This is a genomic window from Pelobacter seleniigenes DSM 18267, assembly GCF_000711225.1.
In the GTDB taxonomy this organism is placed as follows: Bacteria; Desulfobacterota; Desulfuromonadia; order Desulfuromonadales; family Geopsychrobacteraceae; genus Seleniibacterium; species Seleniibacterium seleniigenes.
The window spans coordinates 2,632,712-2,658,712 of record NZ_JOMG01000002.1; the positions used below are offsets into that span (position 1 = coordinate 2,632,712).

A 26,001-nucleotide genomic window follows, 5' to 3' on the forward strand; every position below is an offset into this window, starting at 1 on the left:
CGATCTGTCCCGTTTCAAGCCGCCGGACGTTTGCGGAGTCTGGCCGAGGTTATTTGACAATCTTATCAGGTTTTTTCCCGTCAGCTTTGCAATCTCCGCTGCGCAACGGATCAGGATTGGCTGAGCAAAGCCTGTGGCACCTGCATTTCACAAGGGATTCGAACCTGGCAGAGGCCACAGGGAGTAGCCCCGGTACCGTACTGCTTGGTTGTGAAAGGTGCCGTGACTTCGCGGATATAACGGCGGCAGGCATTTTTGTCGTGGCCGTCCCGGGTGGTGATGGCCCCGGTTGGGCAGCGCTGAACGCAGGCTCCGCAGATTCCCTTGGCATACCACAGACACCAGGCATGGTGATCCTCAGCATAGGGGCGTGGGGTCACCGGCAGGTCGATTTTTGCAACCACAGAGCCGAAACGCACCGCTTTACCGCGGCGGGTAATCAAACCATCGGAAAGACCGAAGGTCCCGAGGCCGGCGATAAAAGCCGTATGCCGCTCCGACCAGTTGGAAGCGATGCCGAGCTGTTCGGATTGCCGGTAATCGAATCCGGGCAGACGTTCCGGGGCAACGGCCGGAAAGCCTTGCTCAGTCAGGCGGGCGGCCAGGTGCAGGCGCAGGTCGCAGTTGAACTGTTCACCAAAATAGCGGGAACGGGCCCAGCGTTCCGCGGGGAGGTCCCGTTCGCCCCGTTGTTGGGCGCGGGTCGCCTGTGTCTGGGGCAGGGCATAGCTGATGACCCGTAACTCTGCAGGCGAAGCCGGCTGGTCTGGAAAGGCCAGGGCAAAGGCTTCTGCCGGTGTCCAATAAAAGGGTCCGATGGCCGCTTTGACTTGCGCGAATAGGGGATCGTCTCCGGCGGCAACGGCCAGCAGCGGTTCGTCCCAAGCTTTTTCCGCTGTTTCCAGGTGCAGACTGTTGCTGGGAGCGGTGGCCCAGAAGTCGTGAAGGATTTGTTCCAATTGTGGCAAGTTGAGATCAGAAGAAGACATCGTGGGATCCTCTGCTAAGGAAGGGATAAATTGAGCAGGTTGGAAACGGAGTCCAGCCCGCGGCCGCATTTATTAAGCCATATCGATTCGTTTCCGTCAAATAGTCGGTGTCCGCTTGAGGCCGGCGGCCAGCCGTCAAGCCAGTTGATTATTGTGGGGACTGAAAAACGGCTGTTCGAGATACTGACACTTACAAAAAAAGGAGGGTGGATATTTAACGGTCGGCTGGTTACGCCCCCAGCGGAACAGCTGTTCAGGCTGGGGGCGAAAAGGAGTTATTGCCGCAATGAATTGGGGTGATGCCCTTCAAATTCAGGCTGGACGGTGTGACAAACAGTACAATCGTTGCCGATGGGGCGATCATTCCCCTGATATTGTAATGGCTGGATACTGTCTCGCGAACTGCCCAGAACGTTGAAGGTTGCCGGGTAGACCGCATGGGGGCTGCTGTGGCAGGCTTCGCACATCATTGCGTCCATCTGGTCGCGGCGGTTACGGTAGAGGTCCGTGCTGGCCGCGGTCCAGGTATTGAAAGCATCCACCGACATACCCATCTGGAAATCTTCATGACAATTCAGGCAATCGGGCAGATTCACCCAGGGGGTTCGTGGCTTGATTGCTGCGACCGAGGCGGCATTGCGCGGCTGAAGATTGGCCAGCAGGCGGTTTGCGCTGGTCTTTCCGGCGGCCTGCTCCTGCTTGAGCAGGCTGATGGCGTGATCTTCCATGGTCCCGTGGCAATTGGTGCAATCCATGAATTGGCTATGGTGGCTGCGGAAGAACCGGGTCGGACCGTCGGCTCGGGAAGGGTGACAGCTGGAACAGGCTGTGGCCCCTTCGCGGTCGGTCAGGAAGTTGGCATGCCAGCCGTGAATCGCGGCGGAAAAATTGAGCAGGCCGGGCTTCCCTTTGGTTCCCAACAGTAGATCGGCGTGACATGACTGGCAGAGCATGGGCTCGCCGTTCTTGGCCCGTCTGACCAGATCGGTGCCACTGTTTTTGTCATGGGTGGCGAGGATATCAAGGCTTGTTGTGGCGGTTATCCCGGCGATGCCGTTAACCTTCCAGCCGCCGCCATGGCAATTATTACAGCCCATTTCCGTAGCGGTCGGTGCAACCATCCTGGTGGTTGCCAGAATTTGACCGCTGGCCTGGTCCCGGGCGGTGATGGTGAGGAGCGGGTAGGGATTGTAGCCGTTTTCGGCCGGGTAGGGCACCAGCGGGATATCCCGGGCCAGAAATGCCCGTCGGTCCTGATCGAAAGACATGGTTCCCGAGACCCGCTTGCCGGCCGTACCGATTCCCGGGATCAGGTCCAGACCAAGGAGCTGAGGGGCAAAGTCCCAGAATTGGATCTGCTGCTCCGGATGTTCAAAGTCGGGTTCCGGCGCATAGCTGATATCAACCCCGGCAGTGACGATTTCGGGGGAATCGCCGCGTTTGACCAGTTGTGCATAGATGGTATTGCCGGGCGGCATCAGTGACCAGTACGGGGAACTGTCGGAAAAACTATGCATCCCGGTGTTGTTCCAGGCGAGCAGGACATATTCGGCAGCAGCCCCGGCGAATTTGGGAATGGTGATGGACTGCTCTTCCATCTCCACTGCCGGCTGCCCAGCGGCCGGGTCGTCGACCCCGTTGATCTCTTTGACGATATAGTTGGCCAGTGCCCAGCGTTCCTGCCGATTCCCCAGAAAATGGGGCATGTAGTTGTTCAGCTTGCCCAGACCGTTGAGCATGGCATCCATGCCGAAGGCATCGGTGTATTTTTTAACCAGGGGTTTGATATTGTTCAGCGGCCCGCCGATGGAATGGCAGGCGCTGCATTGCAATTTGAACAGTTCATGTCCGCTTGCAAGCAGATTGGCCGGGTCCACCTTTTTTTGGCTGGTCCACCTGGCCGTGGCCAGAAAACCGGCTTTTTCGATCTGCGGGAGATCGGTCAGGTAAACCTGATTGGAATACATGTGATCGTGAATGATAAAGGGGCGGCGAGCGCCTTCGCGGATGAATTCGAACGCACCAAAGTAAATCAGCGCGATGGCAATGATCAAGAAACAGCAGCCTTTCTGGACCGCTTGCGGGAGCCGCAGGGTCATGAACAGGGCTGCTATGAACAATAATGGCACGAACCAGAGCAGGGTTTGCAGATAGGCTCCCATTTCCGGTGATTTGGTCAGGATCATGGCCTGGATCGGTTCCGGCAGCACCTGGAAATACCACCAGCCGCCGGCCAGCATCAGCACAAACGGAGCCGTCACCCAGGTTGCGCAGGTGCGCATTAGTTCCTGGCGAAGCCTGGGCTTGTTGAGGAATGCAGCGGTGACAAAACCGAACACCCCGCACAGCACCAGGGAAATCCCGGTGCGGAAGACCAGCGCCGGCCAGAAGGTAGGGTTGAAGAAGCCGGACCAGAAACTGTGATTATCCAGCCAGGCGCCGGGGGTGAGCATGAAGTCGATGATGCCGTTAATTAAAAAAAGCGACATCCAGGCGCTGATAAAATAGATCCAGCCGACCAGCATGTGGCTTTTCCGCTCCATCTTGTCGAAGGTGTAGAAATAGATGAACAGGGACACGATTTCAACCACGAAGAAGACCCATTCCGCGGCCCAGCCGAACACGAAGATATGAATCAGCGCCGAGGTTGCGGCTGGGTTGAGCAGGGCGATGGTCCACCAGATGCCGACCCCGGTGATGCCGCCGAAGACCATGGTCAGCAGCATGAAGAACTTGCTGTGTTTTTTCACGTAGCCGAGCAGGTCTGTATCGCCTCGGCGGTAGGCTTTGCCTTCCAGCAGGACTAGAAAAGCCCCCCCGCCGACGGCAAAGTGGGAGACCAGGACATGGACGATCGCCATCAGCGCGATGAGAAAGCCACCCCCGAAGGTTGTCAGTTCCCAGACTGGATAATTCATTTGGCCACCTCCTTACGACAGGAAAAGGCGAGCTTGAGCAGGTAGCCGATCAGGGTCAGCCCGATGACAAAAACGGCCAGGAAAAAAATCAACGGGGAATATTCATTGTGCACCGCCAGGTTGGAGGGGTGAAAATAAGGTTGCAGGGAGAACACCCGCACCAGGTCGCGAAGCAGGATCATTGCTACCAGCAACAGCAAGGCCGTAACCCCGGTCGCGATGGGGCGCTGCCGGTGGCCGAGGTAAAGGGCGGCCAGGGCCAACAGAACGCCGCTGATCAACAGGAGGGTGGCATAAGCGTTGCCGCCCAGGAACTGGGTTTTGATCGGTTGCGGCAGGGCGAGCAGGAACCAGATTCCGGCCAGGATCTGCAACCCGGTTGCCAGGGTGAAGTAGGTCATGCCTTTGGCGATCAGGGTTGGGCGGTCAATTTTGCTTTTGATCAGGTTGAAATGGCCGATGAAGGCCAGATAGAGTCCGGCGATGGCTACTGAGCCGATGACGAAATGGAGGTAACGGGGCAGCAGGGACGGGGCGACCAGGTTCAATAGACTGCCGTTGGCGGTCTGAAAATAGGCCTGCCAGCGCTCCGGCTGGATCATCAGGGTCATGTTGTTGGAGAAGAAAAAGGCGATGATCAGTAGCAGGCCGACGCTGAACTCCAGCATGAAAATGCGCAGCCCCCCGAGGGCTTGGTATTTAAAATCGTAGATGTAAGCTCCGTAATAGGCCAGGATCAGCAAGGCGATGATAGACAGCCACCAAGTCGCCATGAGGATGGAACTGCTGTAGATGAACTGCCCATACAGGACCTGAACAAAGAGCAGCGGGGCAACCCCCATATTGACGGCAAAGGCGATGGTGTAAGGCCATTTATAGCTGAATTCCCTGCCGACCAGCAGGTTCTTTTCACCACCTTTGAAAGTGCTGATCAGGGCGATGATTCCGCCGCCGAGCATGGCGTTCATGACCAGGATGTGGAGCAGGAATGTCACCATTAACAGGGCATAGAACCATCCCCAGGGAACCGGGATGATATCGGCGGGAGGGATTAAGTCGGCAGGAGTCATCAGTGTTCCTCCATGGAAAATGAACAGTCTCCGGCAATGTGCTCAGGCCGGGACCAAAGAAAGAAGCAGCTGGGGCTCAGCTCTGCCGAGTCGCCGCAATCCCGCATGAAACCCAGGAAATACGTCTTGAACAATACCCTTAAAAGTACTGTTTTTCAAGCTCTTGTCTGAAAAGATCGATTCTGCTATTTTGAATCGGCAGGCTTATGTAAAAACGAAATTCCTTACCAGGGGAAGGAGATAAATGGATGAAAGTTACCTCGCTTGATCAGGTCCCATCAGCGGCCATGGCCATGGCCGGCGTGGTCGGCGTCGCCAAACAGGTCCCGCTCGGAAAAGAAGACGGGACTCCCAATTTTTCATTTCGGGTGTTTACCGTCGAGCCGGGCGGACATACTCCCTACCATCAGCATGAGTCCGAGCATTTGAATTACGTGATTGCGGGCGAAGGTGCCTTGGTGGACGCGGACGGTACACAGCATCCGCTGAAAAGCGGGGACTTTGCTTTTGTCAATCCCAATGAAAAACATCAATATCGGAATACGTCGTCAACCCAGGAATTTAAAATGATCTGCGCGGTTCCCTCCGCCTACGAATAATCCCCCTCTGTTATCCGCAACGGCAGCGCTTGTCCTCTCCAGCGCTGCCGTCTGTCGGCTTGTTTGACTCACTCGGATTTATCTTTTTGGCCCAGAAAAGGTTTCAGCAGATCCAGCGGCATTGGAAACAGGATTGTGGAATTTTTCTCTGAAGCGATTTCCGTCATGGTCTGCAAAAAACGCAACTGCAATGCTCCTGATTGGGAAGAAATCTGCTCCGCAGCGGCGGCCAGGTTTTTTGAGGCTTCGAATTCGCCCATGGCATGGATGACCTTGGCCCGTCTTTCCCGTTCCGCTTCCGCCTGCCTGGCCATGGCCCGTTGCATTTCCACGGGCAGGTCCACATGCTTGATCTCGACATTCGATATTTTCACGCCCCAGGGGTCGGTCTGCCGGTCAAGAATCTCCTGCAGGTTGTGATTGATTTTGTCGCGCTGAGCAAGCAGATCGTCAAGGTCGACCTGGCCTAAGACACTCCGCAGGGAGGTCTGCGCCAATTGGCTGGTGGCATACAGGTAATTGTCGACTTCGATCAGGGCTTTTTCCGGCTGCACAACCCGAAAATAGAGCACCGCATTCACTTTCACCGAGACATTGTCACGGGTGATGATGTCCTGGGGCGGGACATCCATCGCCACCGTCCGCATGTTGATCTTTTTCAACTGGTCGACGATGGGGATGATAAACTTGAGACCCGGCCCCTTCACTCCTGAAAAACGGCCCAGGCGGAAGACCACGCCACGCTCGTATTCAAGCAGTATGCGGATCGCTGAAGCGATAATGATCGCCACAAAAGCCAGGGCGATAATCCAGAAAAAACCTGCACCCAATCCAAGCATATCAATCCTCCTTCGTGACCTGTGTTGTGGCGGTCGGCTTCACCTGCAGGCGCAGTCCGTCCAGCAGCTTGACAACTTCCACCTCTTTGCCGACAGCGATCGGTTGCTCGGCGACGGCGGTCCAATATTCACCATGGACGAAGACCAGTCCTTTTCCGTCAATGGCTTCGATGACTTCACCACGCTCGCCGATCATCCCTTCCTGCCCCATGGTGATCGGCCGGCGCTGGGTGCGGATCACCATCCAGGTGGCCAGCATGATAAAACCGGCACTGACCGTCACGGTCGCGGCGATGACTGCCCGGGAGATCTGCAGATAGGGCGCACTACTGTCGATCAACATCAATGAACCCAGGGCCATGGAGACGATTCCGCCGATGGAGAGCATCCCGTAGGAGGCCACTTTCACTTCCAGGATAAACAGGATCACCGCGAGCAGGATCAGCAGAACGCCGACATAGTTGATCGGTAATGAGGAAAAAGCGAACAGGGCCAGCAGAATGGCGATCGCGCCGATTGCGCCGGGCAGCACCACTCCGGGCTGAGAAATTTCGAAGAAAATGCCGATGATGCCGAGCATCATCAGGAGATAGGCAACGTTGGGATTGCTCAAGGCATTGAGGATCTGCTGGCGCCAGTTCATTGCAACCGGCTCCAGGACTGCATTTTTGCTGGAAAAGATGACCGACTTGCCGTTACGCAGGTATTTGTAGCCGTCAAACTGGGCGAGCAGGGAGGCCGGGCTCTCGGCGATCAGATCAACAACCGCAAGGTCGACCGCTTCGGCAGCGGAGATGGAGACGCTTTTTCGCACAGCCTGTTCCGCCCAGTCCTGGTTGCGCCCCCGTTTCTGCGCCAGGCTGCGGGCGTAGGCCGCAGCATCGTTCTCGACCTTGGTCATCATGGTGTCGTCAGGCTGACTGCCCGGCCCGATGGTCACCGGGTGGGCTGCCCCGATATTGGTCCCCGGAGCCATGCCGGCAAAATCCGCGGCCAGGGTGATCAGCACTCCTGCCGACGCGGCCCGGGCGCCGTGTGGACCGACATAAACAATCACCGGAATAACCGAGTTGAGTTCCGCCTGGACAATTTCGCGCATGGCGCTGTCCAATCCGCCGGGGGTGTCGAGCTGAATCAGGACCGCCTTTTCCCCCAGGCGGTTGGCGTTCGCGATCTGCTCGGTGAGAAAGGCCGCAGTCACCGGATTGATCGATGACGCAATCTCGAGCAGGCGAACCGTTTCCGGTGCCGCAACGACGCTCAGGGGTAGCAGCATGAGCAGAATCGGAACCAGGAGAATATGGGCACGTTTGATCCTCATATCCAAAGCTTACCGGCAGTTACCTTACTGTCAATACGCCGGCGCTCGGAATTAGCTCAAAGGGGTTGAGCTTCGTGACGGTTTCGCCCGCAGCACGGCAAATGCTATCGTAACGGCGGGATCCGCTGGTCTCTTTGGGGGAGGAGTGCGCAACAGTTAAGCCGAGCGCTGGGCTTGGCTGATTGTCACCGGCAAAGTGAGTTCCCAGCTCAGGAAGGCTTCCATGTCCGTGTCCGACAGCGGCGGGCGGTAGAAGAAACCCTGCAGTTCATGACACCCCAGCTCTTGCAGAATATCCTGCTGCGCTGCGGTTTCCACCCCTTCCGCCGTCACTTGTAGATTGAGACTGTCGGCAATGGCGATGATGGCCTTGGAGATGTCCCGGTCCGAGTCGCTGGTGGCAATATCGACGACAAAGCTGCGGTCGATTTTAAGCCGATCCACCGGGAAATGTTTCAGGTAGCTCAGTGACGAATAGCCGGTGCCGAAGTCGTCAATGGCGATTTTGCTGCCAAGCTGGTTGATTTGCCGCAATTTATAGTGGATGTTGCCGCGGTTTTCCATCAAGCAGCTTTCTGTCAGTTCCAGCTCCAGCATTGCCGGAGGCATGCCGGTTTCCTGCAGGCAGCGTTGTAAGTGTTCAATAAAGTCCTTTTGTCGTAACTGGAGAATGGAGAGGTTGACCGCCAGCGGAGGAGGCTGCAGCCCCTTTTGTTGCCAGCGGACATGTTGTCGGCAGGCGTTGACCAAAACCCAGCTGCCGAGTTGTTGGATCAGTCCCGTTTCCTCCGCCAAAGTAATGAATCTTTGCGGGGGAATCAGGCCCAGCTGAGGATGTCGCCAGCGGAGCAGGGCTTCGATTCCACTCAGCTTTCCGGTTTGCAGGTCGAGTTTGGGCTGGTAAACAAGAAAATGCTGATTCAGTTCCAGGGCCTGTCTCAGATCGGTTTCCAGTTGGAGTTGCTCCTGGGCTCTGCGATTCAGGTCCATGGAAAAAAACTGATAGGTTCCGGCCCCCTTTTTCCTGGCCTGGGCCATGGCCAGGTCGGCGTGCCTGAGCAGGTCCAGGTGATTGTTTCCGTCATGCGGATATACCGCGATCCCGGTGCAGCAGGTTGTGAAAAATTTTTGCTCGTTGACGACCACGGGTTGTTGCAGTGCCTGGATGATTTTGTTAACCAATCCCGAAATGTAGGTCTCGTGGTCCGGCGGAATCCTGGACATGATGACCGCAAATTCATCCATGCCATAGCGGGCTACGGTATCGGTGCCGCGCAGGCAGGACTCGAGGCGGGAAGCGCATGTTTTGAGAATATGATCGCCGATATTAAAGCCGTAAGAGTCATTGATGCTCTTGAAGCGGTCAAGGCAGATCAGCAGCACCGCCGCCTGGCAGGATTCTCTTTCAGCGTATTGCAGATTCTGCTCAATGCGATCATTGAGCAACCGTCGATTCGGTAGCGAGGTCTGGGGGTCGTAAAATGCCAGCTGCAGAATTTCCTGTTCGGCGCGACTGCCGATGCTGCGGGCCAGTCCCCGCAGCACAAAAAACAATCCGAAACTCAGGCCGGTGGAAAGGATAAAAGTAAAGACAGTATACTTGATCGGTTCATAAAGCGACCGCTCCAAGGCCAGGCGCGCAACGACTTTGCCGGCATCGGTCAGGTTGATTTCACGGCGGACGAAAGGGCCGGGGATGTCCTGGAGCAGGCTGACCAGGATCTTGCCATCGGGACGGAGAATATAAGCGTTGTCGTCCGCCTTCAAATATTCGCGCTGGCGCAGGACTCCTTTCAGCGTTTCTTCTTCGTATTTCCACAACAACGGGTTGAGATGGATAATCCGGCTGACTTGACTTGCGGCGACTTCGAGTTCGGCGTTCAAGCTGCTGATTTCCGAATTGTAGAGGAACGAAAAAAACAACCCGGGCAGTCCGATACTGATGGCTACGGCGATGACCAGTGCGATGTTTGAGCTGTATCTGGCGATCAGGCTGGAATGGGTTTTCATCCGGGTGACCTGACGTTGAGACAATTATGGCTGTTCGCGGTTAAAATTGCACAGGCCTGGCGGGAAAAAACAAAGTCGATAAACGGGCGTAGCTTGGCCGGTAATTTGCTGTCCTGATAAACCAGAGCGAAATCCTTACCAAAGGGGTAGCGGCCGGTGGCCAGATTGTCCAGGGTCGGTTCCACTCCGGCCAGAGTCAGCGGAATCACAAACGCTTTTTCGCTGTGAATCTGCGCCAGGCTGCTCACCCCGAAAGCGCCCGGCAGGCTGAGCAGAATATTGACATTGTCCTGGGCGGTGGCAGCAAAAATCAGCTCCGGCCGTTCGGCGCCCCTGGCAAAGGCTTTTCTCAACTGGGGCGAAAATGCGAAAACGGGCAGCAGATCGCTCTCCGTCGCTGCGCGGATGACCGGGCGGATATATTCTCCGTTCGGCCAACGGGTCAAGTTGCCGGCCAAAATGTCGGCGATCTGTTGATAATTCAGCGCGCTGACCTCTGCCAGTGGGTTGACGGCAAAAATAACCGCGGTCCGGGCGTAAGGGCGATAAGTCAGTTGAGCGTCGACTTCTGCCTGTGTTAAGGGCCTTGCCACCAGGCAGATATCGAGGGCTCCATCAAGCAGGGCTTTTATTCCACCGGTTGACCCGAGGCTGGGCGGAACCTGGATTTGGATATCGGGGTGAACTTTTTGATACTCGGCAACCAGCAACCGCATGGTGGCCAGTGCACTGCCGGTGCCCCCGATGCGGAAACGGGAGGTGGGTTCCGCAGCTGCGGAATGAACCCCTAAAAGCACTAACAGAAATAATAGAAAATATTTTTTTATTTTAAAGTCGCGTAAAAACAAGACGTTATCTTTCTACTGTTAGAAAGTGGTAATGTCTAAAGCCTAATCTTGCACAGAATTGCTGCTGATTGCAAGAGCCAATCAGCTTGATAGCAAAAACTTATCCGCGACGTGATTTTCCCCGTGCAAGCTAAATTCAATGATGATGCATTGCTCGTGTCCCGTACGGTTAGTTCTCTATCCCAATTCCGATCATTTTTGCCGCTGTCTACGTTCTGCCTTCTCGGCTTAGCCCAAACCAGGCCTGCGGCGGCACGCCTTGACAGCAACAAAAATGACTCAAAATTAATTCAAATAACTAACCAAACGGAACACTAGGAGTGGTCGGTCAGGACGATGGGCCGCGCTATTGTAGGTGTTCGGAGATCCTTCGGCGAAGGGCTTGAATCCCGCAGTCTGGCCCCGGATCGGGGCGGGCGGTGCCGAGCTGGTTTTGAAATACCGGCACCCTTGCTTTTTTTAGAAAAAGCATTATACTGACGTATTTGTTTCCTTGCTGGGTGCCAGAATTCTCTGAGCACCCTCTTTGCATTATAAAAACTCTTCTTTTTGGGGATGCACATCAATGACTCTCAAAGATCGATTGACTCAAGATATGAAAGAGGCGATGAAGGCCAAGCAGCCTGAACGCCTTGGAACGATACGGCAACTGCGCGGGGCAATCAAAAATAAAGAAATCGAGCTGCAGAAAGAACTTGATGATGATGGCGTGATCGCTGTTGTCAGTACTCTGGTCAAGCAACGGCGGGAGTCGGCGCAGATGTATGCGGACAACGGACGCCCTGAACTGGCTGCCAAGGAAGAGGCTGAGCTGGCCGTGCTGCAGGAATACCTGCCCGCCCAATTGGGTGAGGAGGAGATTCGTGAATTGGTCAAGGCGGCGATTGCCGAGGTCGGGGCCACCTCGATCAAGGATCTGGGCAAGGTGATGCCACTGGTCATGGGGCGCACCAAAGGAGCTGCTGACGGCAAGGTCGTGAACCAGCTGGTGCGGGAACATTTGGCCGGTTAAGGCTGATTCGCGGAGCTGATCTTGGCAGTGGTCGATATCTCAATACTGGTGGTTCTGGCCTTTTTCATCCTGAAAGGAATATTCCGGGGATTGTTGAAAGAGGTCTGTTCTCTGCTTGGCCTGGTGCTGGGCGGAGTTTTTGCCTTCAGCTTTTATTTGCCTCTCGCTCAGGTTCTGCAGGATCACTTTAATCTGCCTGCCCAGCTCTGTGTCTGGATCTCTTTTCTGGTTATCTTCCTGGCCATTGTGATTGTGTTCGGGGTGATCGGGTTCGTTCTCCATCGTTTTATCAAGGTGGTTTTTCTGGGCGGGTTCAATCGTCTGCTCGGAGCCGTGTTCGGGATCATTCAGGGGGTGGTGATTTTGTCCCTGATCCTGCTGGCGCTTGGTTCCTCCATTGCCCCTGAATTTACCCGCGACCTGGTCGGTCGTTCGCAGCTGGCTCCACCGTTTATGAAACTCGGGGATTCGATTCTGAGCGGGGGTCGGGACTTGATCGAGCATTGAGCTGATAATGATTTGTTCCGAGAATGCACTGCAGAGGCTCGAATACCCACAGTTGAAACGCCTCCTGGCTGGACAGACCCAGTCTGAACCGGGCTGCCGAGAAGCTGCAGCACTGCTGCCGCTGGCTGATTTGGGACAAGTTGTCGCAGCGCTTGACGAGGTGGATGAAGCGGCTCTGCTGCTCTGCACGGGCCAGGCCCCGACGCTTGGCGGGTGCTGGGCGTTGGAGGAGATTCTAGCCGCCGGGCAAGCCGCCGGACGGCTGATTGCCGCCGAGGATCTGCTCAAGATCGGTCAGTCTCTGCTGGTGATGGCGGACTGCCGGCACTGGTTCGGACAGCAGCCGGAGGCGCCGGCACTGAGCGCCTGGGCCGAGCGGATTGAAATCCCTGCCGAGCTGCAACGGCGCCTGCGTGATTCCATCGGCAGCCGGGGAGAACTGCTTGACAGTGCTTCCTTTGAACTTGGTGACCTGCGCTACCGGATCCGCCAGCTGCGGCAGCGGATCAAGCAGCAGCTCGATCAGTTGTTGACCGATGAGCACAGTGGCAGCTGTTTCCAGGAACGGCTGGTGACCATTCGCAACGGCCGCTACGTGGTGCCGCTGAAAAGCGATTGCCGCGGCCGGGTCAAGGGCTTTGTTCAGGATGAGTCGGCCAGCGGACAAACCCTCTACCTGGAGCCGGCCAAGGTTTTTGAAGGGAACAACCAGCTCCAGCAGCTGCTACGGGAAGAACAGCGGGAAGAGCGCCGTATTCTCCTGCAGCTGGCTGATCTGGTGCGACGGGAGAGTTCGCAACTGCTGCTCAATCAGCAGAGCCTGGCGCGGATCGATCTGCGCTTTGCCGCCGCGCGGCTGTCCCGCGCTTACCAGGGCTGCCGACCGGAGCTGAGCGACGAATCGCTGATTGAGCTTAAGCAGGTCAGGCATCCCTTGCTCTTGGAAAAGGACGGACGTTTTGACCCGGCCGCTGCGGTAGCCATCGATCTGCTGATCCCGGAGGATTGTCATGCGCTGGTGATCAGCGGGCCGAACACGGGCGGCAAGTCGGTTGCCTTGAAGACCTTGGGGTTGCTGCTGTTGATGCTCCGCTCCGGGCTGCATATCCCCTGCCACCCGGACAGCCGGGTTCATCCGTATCAGCAGCTTCATGTCGATATCGGTGATGAGCAGAGTATCGCCCAGAGTATTTCGACATTTTCCGGGCATCTGTTGAAGATTCGCGAGATCCTCGCCGCGGCCGATGCTGAAACCCTGGTCCTGCTTGACGAAGCCGGCTCCGGGACCGATCCGGCCGAGGGCGCCGCGCTGGTGCAGGCGGTGGTCGATCAGCTGGGCCGGCAGGGCGCCAAGACGTTGCTGACGACTCACCTGGGGCAATTGAAGCTGTTTGCCCACAGCCGGCCCGGCATCAATAATGCGGCGGTCGAGTTTGATCCGGAAACCTTGCTGCCGACTTACCGGATCCGCTATGGCATTCCGGGGGCCAGTAGTGCGTTGACCACCGCGCGGCGGCTGGGATTGCCGCGAGAGGTTCTTGATCATGCCGCGGCTTATCTGGGGAGTCAGGAACTGGATCAAAATGCTCTGTTGGTCCGTTTGAACGAACGGCAACAGGAACTGGACCAGGAACTCGACCAGCTGCGGCAGGCTCGGCTGCAGGCGGAGACGACCCAGGAATTGCGCAAGCAGCAATTGCAGCGGCTCAAGGCAGAACGCCGGAAAATTCTCGATCGGGCCAGTGGCCAGGCTGAGGAGCTGATCCGCACCACCGAGGCCCGGCTCAAACAGCTGCGCAAGCGTCAGCCGGGAACGGTCGCTCCGCAGCAGGCGGTCAGTGACCGCGAACAATTGAGCGAAGCCCGGGACGCGTTGCAGCCGTTTCGCCCCCGGCGCAAGCTGTCCACCGTGGTCCCGGAACAGCTTCAGGTTGGTGAACTGGTGAAAATCGTCGCTCTTGGCTGCACCGCCCGGGTGGTCAAGGCCGGTACTGGCAGCATTGAGTTGGATGTCAGTGGCAAGCGGATGCGCCAACCGTTACGGGCCTTGGAACAATTTTCTCCGCGGCGCTTTGTCGAGGCCCAGACCGCCTCCGGGCAGGTGACCCGCAAAGTGGCCGAGCGCCAGGTCAGTTCGCAGCTCAAGCTGGTCGGTCAGCGGGTCGATGATGCCCTGTTGCAGCTGGGACGTTTTATTGACGACGCCCTGCTTTACAATCTGCAGCAGGTCGAAATCGTGCATGGTTCAGGCACTGGGCGCTTGCGGCGGGCGGTCAGGGAATATCTGGCCGGAGAGGCCGGGGTGGTGGCATTTTATGCGGCCCCGGCGGAACAGGGCGGGGAAAATATTACCATCGCTGAATTGAACGGACGATGACGGGACAGATTTCGGAAACCAAGATCGGTGAAGTGCGGGAGCGGACAGATATTGTCGAGCTGGTATCGCAATATGTCAGCCTCAAACGATCGGGGGCCAACCATATGGGCTTGTGCCCCTTCCATTCGGAAAAGTCGCCGTCCTTCAGCGTCAATGCTGCGCGGCAGTTTTTTCATTGTTTCGGCTGCGGAGTCGGGGGCGATGTCTTCTCCTTTCTGATGAGAATCGAAGGACTGGCCTTTCCCGATGCGGTTCGGCGGCTGGCCGATCGGGTTGGTATCGAGTTGGAAGAGAAAAGCCTCTCCCCCGAAGAGGAACTGCAGCGTCAACAGCGTGATCGACTGTTTCAGGTCAACGACGTCGCCGCGGAATATTTTCACCAGCTGCTGATGGAGCATCCGGCCGGTGAGCCGGCCCGGCGCTACCTGAAAGAGCGTGGTTATGGTCGTAAGGCCGCGGGCGAATATCAGCTCGGTTACGCCTTGGACAGTTGGGATGATTTGCGTCAGCACCTGGAAAAAAAGGGCTTGGCCGCGGAAGACATCCGTACCCTCGGCCTGATCCGGCCGAGCAAACAGGATCGCGGTGATTATGATCTGTTTCGTGGCCGGCTGATTTTCCCGATTCATGATCTCAATGGTCGGGTGGTTGCCTTTGCCGGGCGGGTGCTGGATGACACTAAACCAAAATACATGAACTCGCCGGAATCACCGATTTACCACAAAGGGAAGGTGCTGTTCGGTCTTTATCAGGCGCGCCAGGCCATGCGCCAGAGCGGTGAAGTTCTGCTGGTCGAAGGCTATTTCGACCAGCTGGCCCTGCAACGGGCAGGCTTTCCCCAGGTGGTCGCCACCTGTGGTACGGCTTTGACCGTGGATCATGCTCATATTCTCAAGCGTTACGTGCAGCGGGCGATGTTGCTGTTTGATCAGGATGCTGCCGGCCGCCAGGCGACTTTCAAGGCGATGGGTGTCTTGCAGGAAGAGGGTGTTCCGGCCATGGTCATTGAACTGCCGAGCGGGGACGATCCCGATTCTTTTTTGCAGCGGCAGGGGGGAGATGCTTTTCAGACCCGACTTGCCGCCGCACGGCCGGCCATGGACATGTTCATGGACGACCGGCTGGCCGAAGCGGGCGACGGGGTCGAGTTCAAAGCTCGTGCCGCAGAGCAGATTGTTGAACGGATCAGCGCCCTGAGCAGTGAGCTGGAGCAGGATCTCTACCTGAAAAAGCTGGCTGAGCGCAGTGGCATCGAGCTGGACTTGCTGAAACAGATCAGAATCCGCTGCCAGCAGCGGGTTGCACAGCGCCCCGTGCCCCGAAGCGTACCGGCGCATCGCCCCGCCGAGCGGTACGAGGCGGTTCCGCCGCCACCGGAGTATGCCTTGCCGGAACCGCCGCCGGAGCTGTCAGCGGAACCGAGGTGGCAGCAGCAGCGCCCGCGCCAGACGCCCGCGCCGGGTCCCATGCTCAGCAGAATTGAGCAAACTTTGCTGAGTTTATTGATTCAGAACCTGGTGCCGGCTGAAAGTATCGCCGCGGCCGGTGGTGCGAGTCTGTTCAATCATCCGGATGCGGTTGCGGTTGCGGAACAGGTTCTGGCCCTGGCTGGAGAGCATCCGGTGGAGATCAGTGTTTTGCAGGAGCGTCTGAACGACGCGCAGAGCACTCTGGTTCAGCGGCTGATCAAGTTAGACAAGGAACAGTTTGCGGAAAGCAGTGAGCATCTCTTCAAGGATTGTCTGGCTGCGATCAAGCGCGACCAGCGCAAACAGCAGCGCGAAGAGTTGCTAGGCCGGATCCGGCAATTGGAACAGGACGGCCGATACGAGCAGATGAAAGATTTACTCGAGGAGTTTAAAAATCTTAAGTAGCGGTTACACTTAACAATGGAGTGAGGCACCGGACGCAGTCCGGTGCCGCTTGATGAGTTTCGACTCCGCCAGCGGTTGTCCGATAACGGTCTGAAAATCAATGATATTGTGCGGAGGCGTCTTGGGTACGCCGCGCAGACAACGATGATGCATTGAGATTGACCATGACGGAAGCCATTGCTCAGAGTCGGAGCTCAGGCACCACAAAAAGGACTGCATAAAAAGCAGGGGAGATCAGGTCATAATGGCAAAAAAGACAAATCAGGAAGAGGTTCAACAGCTTATTGACATAGGCAAGGAAAAGGGTTTCCTGACCTATGATGAGGTCAATGACATGCTGCCGGCCAATATGGTGTCTTCTGAGCAACTTGAAGATGTCATGAGCATGTTCGGCGAGATGGATATCGAGATCGTTGATTCTGACAGTAAGGTCAGTTCCTCCAAAGATGAAGATCTGGATGACGAGGATGAGGGCGAGGTCGAACTTGAAGCGGGAACTCTCGGCAGGACCAGTGACCCGGTCAGAATGTATCTGCGCGAAATGGGGCAGGTTGCGCTGCTGACCCGGGAAGGCGAAGTTGAAATCGCCAAACGGATCGAAGAGGGTGACGCCCTGGTCACCAAGGTGGTCATGCGGACACCGATCGCCGCGCGGGAAGTCCTGTCGCTGCTGGAGAAGCTGGAAAAGGGGCAGATCGGGGTCTCCGATATTACCCGCGATTATGACGATGAAGAAGGCGGCGAAGCAGAAGGACGGCAGCGTGAGCGACTGATGGGGTTGTTGGAGGAATTGCGGCCGCTGGATCAGAAGATGAAAGAGATCCAGGCTGAATTGCAGCAGGAGCCGGCAGCGAAAAAGCTCGAAAAGCTTGAGAAGCAACAAGCCGACACCCGTGAGCAGGTCCTGGAGCTATTGCGTCAGGTTCGGCTCAAGGATTTTCAGGTTGCCAAAATTGTCGACCGGCTCAAGGAAATGGGCAATCAGGTCAAAAAGGGGCAGGCTGAAATCGGTGACTGCGAGCAAAAGGTCAATCGACCCCATGCGGAAATCAGCGGCTATCTGACCCGCATGCGCACCAGCGAGGAAGAAGCCCTGGCCGTGGCCGGCGAACTCGATGTGGCCGGCGATGTGTTGCTTTCGGTGGAGAAGCGCCTGCAGGCGGCGGAACGTAAATTTAAACGGGTCAAGGAAGAATCGGGCTTCGAACCCAATGAGCTGCTTGAATACCTCAAAGAAGTTTACAAGGGGGAATGGATCGCCAAGAAGGCCAAAACGGAATTGATCGAGGCCAACCTGAGATTGGTGGTGTCCATTGCCAAAAAGTACACCAATCGAGGGCTGCAGTTCCTGGATCTGATCCAGGAAGGGAACATTGGCCTGATGAAGGCGGTCGATAAATTTGAATATCGGCGCGGCTATAAATTCTCGACCTATGCCACCTGGTGGATCCGCCAGGCGATCACCCGGGCCATTGCCGATCAGGCCAGAACGATTCGGATCCCGGTGCATATGATCGAAACCATCAACAAGCTGATTCGCACCACCCGGCAGCTGGTTCAGGAGTGTGGCCGCGAGCCGACTCCCGAAGAAATCGCCGAACGGATGGATCTGCCTCTGGACAAAGTCCGCCGGGTGCTCAAGATTGCCAAGGAACCGATCAGTCTGGAAACGCCGATCGGTGAAGAAGAAGATTCTTCCCTCGGTGATTTCATCGAAGACAAGGGCGTGGTGTCACCCCTCGAGGCGGTCATCAAGGGCAACCTGTCGGACCAGACCGCTCGCGTGCTGTCATCGTTGACGCCGCGCGAGGAAAAGGTGCTGCGGATGCGTTTCGGGATCGGAGAAAAGTCCGATCATACCCTGGAGGAAGTCGGCCAGGACTTCAACGTGACCCGGGAGCGGATCAGGCAAATCGAAGCCAAAGCTTTGCGCAAACTGCGCCATCCCAGCCGGGCAAAACGGCTCAAGGGATTCGCGGCCATCGACTGAGCGGGCGCCGTCTGTCCGGCGGCGCCCCAAAAGGGATAAATGGGTGAAATTACGCTTGACAAGCGGCGCCGACTTTACTTATTCTTAATCCCTTGTGAAGGGGCCTATAGCTCAGTTGGTTAGAGCCGCCGGCTCATAACCGGCTGGTCCCAGGTTCGAGTCCTGGTGGGCCCACCATATTAAAATGTCCGCGGTGCGTCCGCAGTTGAAAAAACAGGCTTTAAGGTTGAACAAAAATTTCTGTTTGATACGGTTAACATTCCCGGGGGGTAAAGCAATGGGGATGTGTAACGAACGCAAGCTGCAGCCAGACGGGCAGAGAACTGAAAACCAAAGAGTGTACCGAAAAACCGGTGCACTCTTTCTTTTTGTGGGATAACGGCAATGGCAAAAGCGAAAACCGCCCGTGTTGCTGATGTTGTCGGTCTCCTCAACAAGCTTTGTTCACCGCTTTTGGCCGAGGATTGGGACAATGTCGGCCTGCAGGTGGGTGATCATACGGCGCCGGTCACCAAAGTTTTGATCTGCCTCGACGCTGAAGAACCGGCTCTGCGGGAAGCAGAAAAAATCGGCGCGCAGCTCATCATTTCCCATCATCCAGTTATTTTTCGCCCACTCAAAAGAGTCTCCCCAAGCGATGCCACCGGGCGGATTCTTTTCTCCGCCATCAAGAACAATATCGCCATCGCCAGTGCCCACACCAACCTTGACCGGGCGGCTGACGGACTGAACGACTGGCTCGCAGACGCTTTGCAGCTGACCGCCGTTACCCCCCTCGAAGCCCCCGCGACCGACGGCTTTGTCAAATTGGTTGTGTATGTCCCGCTGGGATATGAGCAGGCGGTCATGGAGGAGCTTTTTGCGGCCGGGGCAGGGCAGATCGGCGCTTATGATCGCTGTTCGTTCCGGGTGCTCGGCACGGGAACTTTTCGCGGTAATGACAGCAGCCATCCGGTTATCGGACAACCGGGTCGTCAGGAAGCCGTCGAGGAATTGCGTTTGGAAACACTGGTGGCGAAGCCACTGCTGGCAAAAGTACTGCAGGGCATGCGCAAAGCTCATCCTTACGAAGAGGTGGCTTACGATGTGATCCCCTTGGCCAATCCGGATCAGCAGGTGGGGCTTGGGCGTATCGGTCGCTTGCCGATGCCGCTGTCACTGGGGGCGTTTGCGGCGCAGGTCAAGGAGGCTCTGCAGGCAGATGCACTGCGCCTGGTCGGCGATCCCGAGGCGCAGCTTGAGAAGATCGCCGTGTGCGGCGGCAGCGGGATGGCGGTGTTCGCTGATGCCCAACGCCAGGGTGCCGATTGCCTGGTGACGGGGGATGTCAAATTTCATGATGCCCAGCGGGCCCGGGCGGAGGGTGTCGCTTTGATTGATGCCGGGCATTTTGCAACTGAACGGTTAATGATAGGAGGCCTTTCCAGGCGTTTGCGGCGCCTTTGTGAGGAAAGCCAATTCGACATAGAAATTATAGAAATGACAGCGGAACAAGACCCTTTCGTCGCGGTTTTCTGACTGTCTAACCCAGTGTTTGATGGAGGTTGAAAAGGTGCAGAACAAGATGAACCTGTTAAAGGATCTTCAGGAGATCGATCAGGAAATCAGTGCTATCGAGGCCACTCGCCAGGGCTATCAGGCCGAGTTGGATTCTTTTCAGGCAGATGCGGCCAAAGTCCAGGAGATGGTTGATCAGCTCAATGAAGAAGTGGCGCAACTTAAACAGGAGGAAGGCCAACTTCAGCAGGAGCTGCAGAAACAGCGTGACAATGTCGCCAAGGTGGAAGCGCGTCTGCCGGAGATTCAGACCCAGAAAGAGTACGTCGCGGTGCTGAAGGAAATTGACATGGCCAAAAAGGCCAACAAGGATCTGGAAGAGCAGCTACAGGGTAAGCAGCAGGAAATCAGTGTCCTGGTCGATGACCTGAAGGAAAAACAGGATGAACTCGGCGCGATCAAGGAAAAGTCCGAAGCTCGCGGAGCGGAACTCGGCTCCTTGCTGGATGAGTCGGAGGCGGTCCTGCTGAAACGGACCCAGGCGCGTGAATCGGTCGCTGCCGAATTGCCGACCGGGCTGTTGCGCAAATATCATAACCTGTTCAAACGCCGCGGTGGACTGGCTTTGGCGTTGGCTCATAATGGCGCCTGTACGGGTTGTAACATGCAGCTGCCGCCCCAGCAGTACAACCAGTTGCTGCAAGTGACCGAGATCCAGACCTGCCCGCACTGCAACCGGATTCTCTACGTCGAACAGAGCGCTTAAGAACAACGCTGGTTGAAGAAGGACAGATGATCGCTGCCTGCCGAAGCTCTTTGAGTGGACGTGGGGGGAGGAAAGTCCGGGCTCCGCAGGACAGGATGGTTCTTAACGGGAACCGGGGGTGACCCCAGGGAAAGTGCCACAGAGAGAAGACCGTCCGCCTCAGCTCATTGAGCCGCGGCGGATAAGGGTGAAAGGGTGAGGTAAGAGCTCACCAGATCCGGCGGTGACGTCGGGTGCTCGGTAAACCCCATCCGGAGCAAGACCAAATAGGGGAACGCTTGAGGGCGGTCCGTTCGAAGTTCCCGGGTCAGGTTGCTTGAGGCCATCGGCGACGGTGGTCCTAGATGAATGATCGTCACTTTTTTTCGGGTAACCGGAAAAAAGCACAGAACCCGGCTTACGGCCTTCTTTGACCAGTTTATTCCGGCAGCGTGAAAATCGTTTCATGCTGCCGTTATTTTTTTGAGATTGCAGCAATGATACTCAAACGTCGGGCCGCTGTAGATTGCCTCACCGGTGGCGCGTGATGTTGAGCGGCCGGTCCGATTTGGGCCGGAAGTTTTTGTTGCAGCTGACAGGCTTCTTTTTCATGGACAAAACCAGAACATCGCGCTGGCCGCAGATTGTGGCCCGGGTTGCTGCCGAATATCGTACTTTGCCCGATTCCGAAAAAAACTGGATCGGCGTGCGGCTTGACCGCATTGAGGAGTTGCAGCGGCAGCTGCAGCAGCTGTTTGATGGCGCGGACGGTGTGCAGAGTTGCCGCGATTGCGCCGGTGAATGCTGCAGTCAAGGGCACAATCATATGACCCTGGTCAACCTGCTTGGATTCATCAGGGAAGATCGTGTGCCACCCACGGCAGACTTTTCCCAAACTTGCCCTTTTCTCGGGCCAAGCGGCTGTCTATTGGCGGTGGCGCAGCGTCCTTATAACTGCATCAGTTTTGTCTGTGATAGAATTGAGACCGAATTGTCAGCCGCCGAACTGGAGCGCTTCTATGCTCTGGAAGCGCAACTGCGGGCACTTTATTTTGAATTCGCCCAGCGTTACCTCGGCGCGGCAATGACCGGCCTGCTGTTGCAGGAGCAGCGGCTGGACGGACGGTCTTTTTTCAGCGTTAAACGGACATCTGCCTGATTTTGAGGCTAAGGAAGCGACCATGGCATTAAGTTTTTCCCGACACAATGGTGAAATCGATGAGCTCATTGACCTGCTCATGAACAAGTCGGCTGTTCATCACCCTGAAATCATCCGTGAAATAATTATCGGTGCCCTGAAGGCCGGACAGGAAAACAATTACCTGGCGGATCTCAAGTTGATGCGCACCACCATGAAAGAGATGCGCTATACCAACAAGGTTTTTGGCCCCTATCGTCACCACAAGAAAGTGACTGTTTTCGGTAGTGCCAGGACCGGGGTCAATGAACCGATTTATCAAAAGTGTGTCGCCTTTACCCGGCGCCTGGCGGAACGGAACTATATGGTGATCACCGGCGGTGGCCCCGGCATCATGCAGGCCGGAAATGAAGGCGCCGGCGCGGAAAATTCCTTCGCCGTGAATATCCGCCTGCCTTTTGAACAGGACACCAACCCGGTGATGAACAAGGACAAGAAGGTCATTACCTATAAATATTTTTTCAATCGCAAAGTCGCCTTTCTCAAAGAAGCTCATGCCGTTGCGTTGTTCCCCGGTGGCTTCGGGACTCTGGATGAAGCCATGGAGATCATGACTTTGATTCAGACCGGCAAGAACCCGCCGATTCCGCTGGTGATGATTGATGACGAAAACGGTTACTGGGAAGACTGGCTGGAATTTGTCCGCGGTAGTCTGCTCAAGCGGGGCTTGATCTCCGGTGAGGATTTTGCCCTGTTTTCCATTACCCGGGATGTCGAAGAGGCGGTGGGGATCATTGATGAATTCTATCGCAACTATCATTCGATGCGGTTTGTCGGCAACAACCTGGTGATCCGGATGAATAAGTCCCTGGAGCCGGAGCAGCTGCAGATTCTGGCCAGTGAGTTCAGTGAAATTCTGGCCCCGGGCGGCGGCATGCGGCTGACCGATGCGTTGCCCGAGGAGTATGATGAGCCGGACCTGAAACATCTGTCGCGACTCTGTCTGCAGTTCAACCGGCGCAGTTACGGCTTGCTGAAATCCTTTATCCGCAGAATCAATTCATTTTAAGAAGGGGAAGTCATGCACGTTGAAACCGAGCTTCGCTTCAGCCGGATCATCGTTAATTTGTCCCGCCAGGAACTGCGTGCCATGCTGCAACTGGCGCACTGCCTGTATCGACTCAGCCAGAACCCGGATTATCGGCAACTGGTTTTTCCGGACCTTCCGGAGATCGCTCGGGTTGATCCCGGGCATGGTTCGTTAATGATGGGGTATGATTTTCATCTGAGTGAAGATGGACCACGCCTGATCGAGGTCAACACCAATGCCGGCGGTGGCTATATCTCATGGTTAAGTGAAAAAGCGGCGGTGGCAAGCTCCCCGGGGATCAATTTTGCGCGCTTTGAGGAACGCCTGCGCAGCAGTTTCCTGCAGGAGTGGCATGACTTCAGCGGCGGCAACAGTCCCTTGGCCACGGTTGCTATTGTTGATGAAGATCCGGAAGAACAGGCGCTGTATGAAGAGATGATCGCTTATCGCGATTGGCTGCAAGGGCAGGGGATCGCCACTGAGGTGGTGGCCCCGCAACAGTTGCAGGCAACCGCCGCCGGGGTATTTCTGGGCGGCCGCAGAATTGACCTCGTGTACAATCGCCATTGCGATTTCTATCTGGAGACCGCGGCCATGGCCGGTCTGAAAGAGGCTTATCTGGGGCGGAGTGTCTGCCTTTCCCCGAATCCTTTCGCCTATGGCCTGCTCGCAGATAAAAGGCGGATGATCCTGTGGTCTGATGCCCAAGCCCTGCAACCCTTGCAACTGGAACCTAAAGAGCGGGAACTCTTGTTGCAGATGGTTCCGCAAACCCGGTTGCTGGCTGACTTTGCTACGGATGACGTCTGGGACCAGCGCAAGAACTATATCTTTAAGCCGGTGGCCAGTTTCGGCGCCAAGGGGGTTCTCATGGGGAAGAGCGTGTCGCGAAAGCGTTTTGCCGAACTCGACCCGCAGGACACCCTGGTCCAGCAGGTGATTCTCCCGGCGATTCAAGAAGGCCCTGGTGGGGAAGAATACAAAAGCGATATCCGGCTGTATGTTTATCGGGATCGACTGCTGGGAATCGGTGCCCGGCTGTACCAGGGGCAAGTCACCAATTTGCGGACGGAAGGGGGCGGCTTCGCTCCGGTCCGCCTGCGCTGATAGGTTTTTCTGGCCGGGGCGGGCCTTTTTCGATGGGCTTAGCCGCCGGCTTTTTTGACTTTCCAACCGCGTTCCTGAAGCAGGTTCAGCAACAGGTCGCGGTGATCCCCCTGGATCTCAATGATCCCGTTCTTGATGGTGCCGCCGGTACCGCAGCGTTGCTTGAGGGCCTTGGCCAGTTCTTTCAATTCCTGGTCCGGCAAGGGCACGCCACTGATCAGGGTGACCCCTTTGCCTTTGCGGCCTTTGGTCTCACGTTGAATGCGGACGATGCCATCGGCTGGCGGAGTGCCACCTGACGGTTTCCCCTTACTGCAGCGGCACTGTTTGATCGGTTGCTGGCAGGATGGACAGACCCGTCCCGGTTCATCGGAATAGACCAGCCTGCTGTTGTTGTTTGTCATTCTTTTTTCCTGACTGATATTTTCTTGATCGGTTGTGTTTGCCACTTATAGGGATTTTTTGAAATGGCATTCGACGCAGATCAATTTGAGCTCATAAAGCCCGTTCTCCCGGTTAAGGACGCTGGTGGTGGTGATATGGTTGCGACAGGTGATTTTATAACACTCACTGCAAACCAGGCCTTCGCCGATGGTGGAGCGATAGTCGCAAATGTGACACATCCAGGGTGATTTTTCTTCGGCCATAGTGGTTGATCCGTAGATGATTTTTCTGCAGCATAGCAGGTTTCCCGTCGCCAGGAAAAGCCTGTTATCGGTGTCGGTCTATTGCGGGGTGGCCCCTTTCGCCAAAACGAACGGCGCTGCAGAAAACCCTCTACAGCGCCGTTTCTAGAATTTTACCTGGATCGACTTAGCGGGCGCAGAACTCCTTGACCTGTTGGGCCAGGGCCTGGCCCTGCTGCAGCGCCAGCTGCAATTCGGTCTCGGTCGGGGCGCCTTTCCATTCGATGGGGTCGATGAAGTCCCACTTGAGTTTCTCCGTGAGCGCGGTCAGCTCGCGTTGCGCACCGCCGGACCAGCCTGCGGAACCGAAGCGCAGCACTTTTTTATTCCAGACCTTTTTCCGCCGGAACATATCAATGACCCAAGCCATGGGCGGGAACATTTCATACTCATAGGTCGGCATCCCAAGGATCAACCCGGAGGATTTCCATGCCGAAGCCAGGATGACCCCGACATGTTCTTCGGGAACCCGGTGAACATGGACCGGCAGTCCTTCTTTGCGAACCCCCTGGACAATATTGTTGACGAGCTTTTCGGTGTTGCCGTACATGCTCGACCAGATGACCGTGACCTCCGGCTCGGCCGGGCCGTTGAGATAGCTGGCAAAGCGGCTGTAGGAATCGATGATCGCCCGCGGGTTTTCGCGCCAGATGATGCCGTGGGAGGGGGCGATCACCTTGACGTCAAGGTCGGCCAGGCGATTGATCCCTTTGGTGACAAAGGTGGAAAAACTGGCCACGATGTTGGCGTAATAACGCAGCGCTTCATTGATAAAGAAATCGTGCTGGGTGGTGGAGAGCTGGTCGTCGAAGTAAACATCGTTCAGGGTGCCGTAAGACCCGAAGGCATCGCAGGAAAACAGGGTGCCGCTGCTCTGCTCGAAGGTCATCATGGTCTCCGGCCAGTGGATATTGGGGGTCTCATAGAAGGTCAGAATCTTGCCCTGGCCGAGATCGAGGGATTCACCGTCGCTGATGACATGGACATTCTCTTCGATCCCGCCGAAGGTTTTCAGCAGCGGTGCTGCTTTGGCGGTCAGGTAGATCTGGACGTCAGGATTTTTCCGGTGGAATATCGGCAGCCAACTGGTGTGGTCCGGTTCCATGTGATTGATAATCAGATAGTCGATGTCTTTAGGGGCCAGGGAGATCGATTGCAACTCGGCTTCGAAATCGGCCGGTTTGCCGTTGACATCTTCAATCAGATCGATCAAGGCAGTTTTGTCACCTTGGACGACATAGGAATTGATGGAAATTCCGTTTGGCATGGGCCACATGCCTTCAAAAAGCTGGTAGCTCTCCAGGTTGACCGGTAAACAATGAATTCCTTCGGTAATCTTGACTGCCTTCATCTGGTGATTCCTCTTTCGTCTTGTTATCAATTG

General features: G+C 56.3%; 21 protein-coding genes, 1 tRNA gene and 1 other RNA gene. 13 read left to right on the forward strand and 10 right to left on the reverse strand.

What is annotated here, in order from left to right; genetic code table 11:
* Positions 1–110 precede the first annotated feature (110 nt).
* The 3 genes from N909_RS0114840 to N909_RS0114850 form a co-directional block, all read right to left on the reverse strand.
* Positions 111–989 carry a 4Fe-4S ferredoxin gene (locus tag N909_RS0114840; RefSeq protein WP_036683224.1) on the reverse strand — a complete coding sequence of 293 codons (879 nt, stop codon included), beginning with the start codon at positions 987–989 and terminating at the stop codon, positions 111–113.
* Between the two features lie 275 nt (positions 990–1,264).
* The gene (locus tag N909_RS0114845; RefSeq protein WP_029916493.1) at positions 1,265–3,907 is read right to left on the reverse strand and encodes a cytochrome ubiquinol oxidase subunit I; all 2,643 of its coding nucleotides are present in this window, start codon (positions 3,905–3,907) and stop codon (positions 1,265–1,267) included.
* A complete protein-coding gene (locus N909_RS0114850) occupies positions 3,904–4,977 on the reverse strand; it encodes a hypothetical protein (protein ID WP_029916495.1) in 1,074 nt (357 codons plus the stop codon). Before N909_RS0114850 ends, N909_RS0114845 begins: the two co-directional genes overlap by 4 nt.
* Positions 4,978–5,225: 248 nt before the next feature.
* Here N909_RS0114850 and N909_RS0114855 point away from each other — a divergent pair, with 248 nt between their 5' ends.
* Positions 5,226–5,576, forward strand: a complete 351-nt coding sequence (locus N909_RS0114855) for a cupin domain-containing protein (RefSeq protein WP_051689794.1) — start codon at positions 5,226–5,228, stop codon at positions 5,574–5,576.
* Between the two features lie 68 nt (positions 5,577–5,644).
* On the opposite strand, the gene N909_RS0114860 is transcribed toward N909_RS0114855, so the two are convergent.
* The 4 genes from N909_RS0114860 to N909_RS0114875 form a co-directional block, all read right to left on the reverse strand.
* Positions 5,645–6,415, reverse strand: coding sequence for a slipin family protein (locus N909_RS0114860; RefSeq protein WP_029916498.1), 771 nt, complete (start codon positions 6,413–6,415; stop codon positions 5,645–5,647).
* Between the two features lies 1 nt (position 6,416).
* Positions 6,417–7,736: an NfeD family protein gene (locus N909_RS0114865; protein WP_051689795.1), complete on the reverse strand. Its 1,320-nt coding sequence runs from the start codon at positions 7,734–7,736 to the stop codon at positions 6,417–6,419.
* A 156-nt stretch (positions 7,737–7,892) separates the two neighbouring features.
* On the reverse strand, positions 7,893–9,746 hold the full coding sequence (locus N909_RS0114870; protein WP_051689796.1) for a putative bifunctional diguanylate cyclase/phosphodiesterase: 1,854 nt from the start codon (positions 9,744–9,746) through the stop codon (positions 7,893–7,895).
* On the reverse strand, positions 9,743–10,594 hold the full coding sequence (locus N909_RS0114875; RefSeq protein ID WP_029916505.1) for a PstS family phosphate ABC transporter substrate-binding protein: 852 nt from the start codon (positions 10,592–10,594) through the stop codon (positions 9,743–9,745). The genes N909_RS0114870 and N909_RS0114875 overlap by 4 nt, the downstream gene beginning before the upstream one ends.
* Before the next feature lie 565 nt (positions 10,595–11,159).
* Between N909_RS0114875 and N909_RS0114880 the strand changes: the two genes are divergently transcribed.
* The 12 genes from N909_RS0114880 (at position 11,160) to N909_RS0114930 (ending at position 23,931) form a co-directional block, all read left to right on the forward strand.
* Positions 11,160–11,606: a GatB/YqeY domain-containing protein gene (locus N909_RS0114880; RefSeq protein WP_029916506.1), complete on the forward strand. Its 447-nt coding sequence runs from the start codon at positions 11,160–11,162 to the stop codon at positions 11,604–11,606.
* 27 nt (positions 11,607–11,633) lie between these two features.
* The gene (locus N909_RS0114885) at positions 11,634–12,113 is read left to right on the forward strand and encodes a CvpA family protein (protein WP_245613624.1); all 480 of its coding nucleotides are present in this window, start codon (positions 11,634–11,636) and stop codon (positions 12,111–12,113) included.
* Between the two features lie 7 nt (positions 12,114–12,120).
* Complete coding sequence (locus N909_RS0114890) at positions 12,121–14,490, forward strand: endonuclease MutS2 (protein WP_029916510.1); 2,370 nt, start codon at positions 12,121–12,123, stop codon at positions 14,488–14,490.
* Positions 14,487–16,364 (forward strand): DNA primase, encoded by a 1,878-nt coding sequence (dnaG, locus tag N909_RS23915; RefSeq protein WP_051689797.1) that lies wholly within the window; start codon positions 14,487–14,489, stop codon positions 16,362–16,364. Before N909_RS0114890 ends, dnaG begins: the two co-directional genes overlap by 4 nt.
* 244 nt (positions 16,365–16,608) lie before the next feature.
* Positions 16,609–18,354, forward strand: coding sequence for an RNA polymerase sigma factor RpoD (gene rpoD / locus N909_RS0114900; protein WP_029916514.1), 1,746 nt, complete (start codon positions 16,609–16,611; stop codon positions 18,352–18,354).
* Between the two features lie 100 nt (positions 18,355–18,454).
* A tRNA-Ile gene (locus tag N909_RS0114905) sits at positions 18,455–18,531 on the forward strand.
* Between the two features lie 207 nt (positions 18,532–18,738).
* Positions 18,739–19,872 carry a Nif3-like dinuclear metal center hexameric protein gene (locus tag N909_RS0114910; protein WP_029916516.1) on the forward strand — a complete coding sequence of 378 codons (1,134 nt, stop codon included), beginning with the start codon at positions 18,739–18,741 and terminating at the stop codon, positions 19,870–19,872.
* Between the two features lie 46 nt (positions 19,873–19,918).
* Entirely contained in the window at positions 19,919–20,617 is a 699-nt protein-coding gene (locus N909_RS0114915; RefSeq protein ID WP_162179126.1) for a zinc ribbon domain-containing protein, read from the forward strand.
* A gap of 14 nt (positions 20,618–20,631) precedes the next feature.
* An RNA gene (rnpB, locus tag N909_RS24830) (RNase P RNA component class A) lies at positions 20,632–21,032 on the forward strand.
* Between the two features lie 174 nt (positions 21,033–21,206).
* Positions 21,207–21,755, forward strand: coding sequence for a hypothetical protein (locus N909_RS24750; protein WP_155005949.1), 549 nt, complete (start codon positions 21,207–21,209; stop codon positions 21,753–21,755).
* 22 nt (positions 21,756–21,777) lie between these two features.
* Positions 21,778–22,803, forward strand: coding sequence for an LOG family protein (locus tag N909_RS0114925; protein ID WP_029916523.1), 1,026 nt, complete (start codon positions 21,778–21,780; stop codon positions 22,801–22,803).
* A 12-nt stretch (positions 22,804–22,815) separates the two neighbouring features.
* Positions 22,816–23,931 carry a hypothetical protein gene (locus tag N909_RS0114930; protein ID WP_051689799.1) on the forward strand — a complete coding sequence of 372 codons (1,116 nt, stop codon included), beginning with the start codon at positions 22,816–22,818 and terminating at the stop codon, positions 23,929–23,931.
* 38 nt (positions 23,932–23,969) lie between these two features.
* Here the strand turns inward: N909_RS0114930 and N909_RS0114935 are convergent, their stop codons facing one another.
* The 3 genes from N909_RS0114935 to N909_RS0114945 form a co-directional block, all read right to left on the reverse strand.
* Positions 23,970–24,335, reverse strand: a complete 366-nt coding sequence (locus tag N909_RS0114935) for a translation initiation factor Sui1 (RefSeq protein WP_029916527.1) — start codon at positions 24,333–24,335, stop codon at positions 23,970–23,972.
* A gap of 45 nt (positions 24,336–24,380) precedes the next feature.
* Entirely contained in the window at positions 24,381–24,578 is a 198-nt protein-coding gene (locus N909_RS0114940; protein ID WP_029916530.1) for a hypothetical protein, read from the reverse strand.
* Between the two features lie 166 nt (positions 24,579–24,744).
* The gene (locus N909_RS0114945; protein WP_029916532.1) at positions 24,745–25,968 is read right to left on the reverse strand and encodes an FprA family A-type flavoprotein; all 1,224 of its coding nucleotides are present in this window, start codon (positions 25,966–25,968) and stop codon (positions 24,745–24,747) included.
* Positions 25,969–26,001 lie beyond the last annotated feature (33 nt).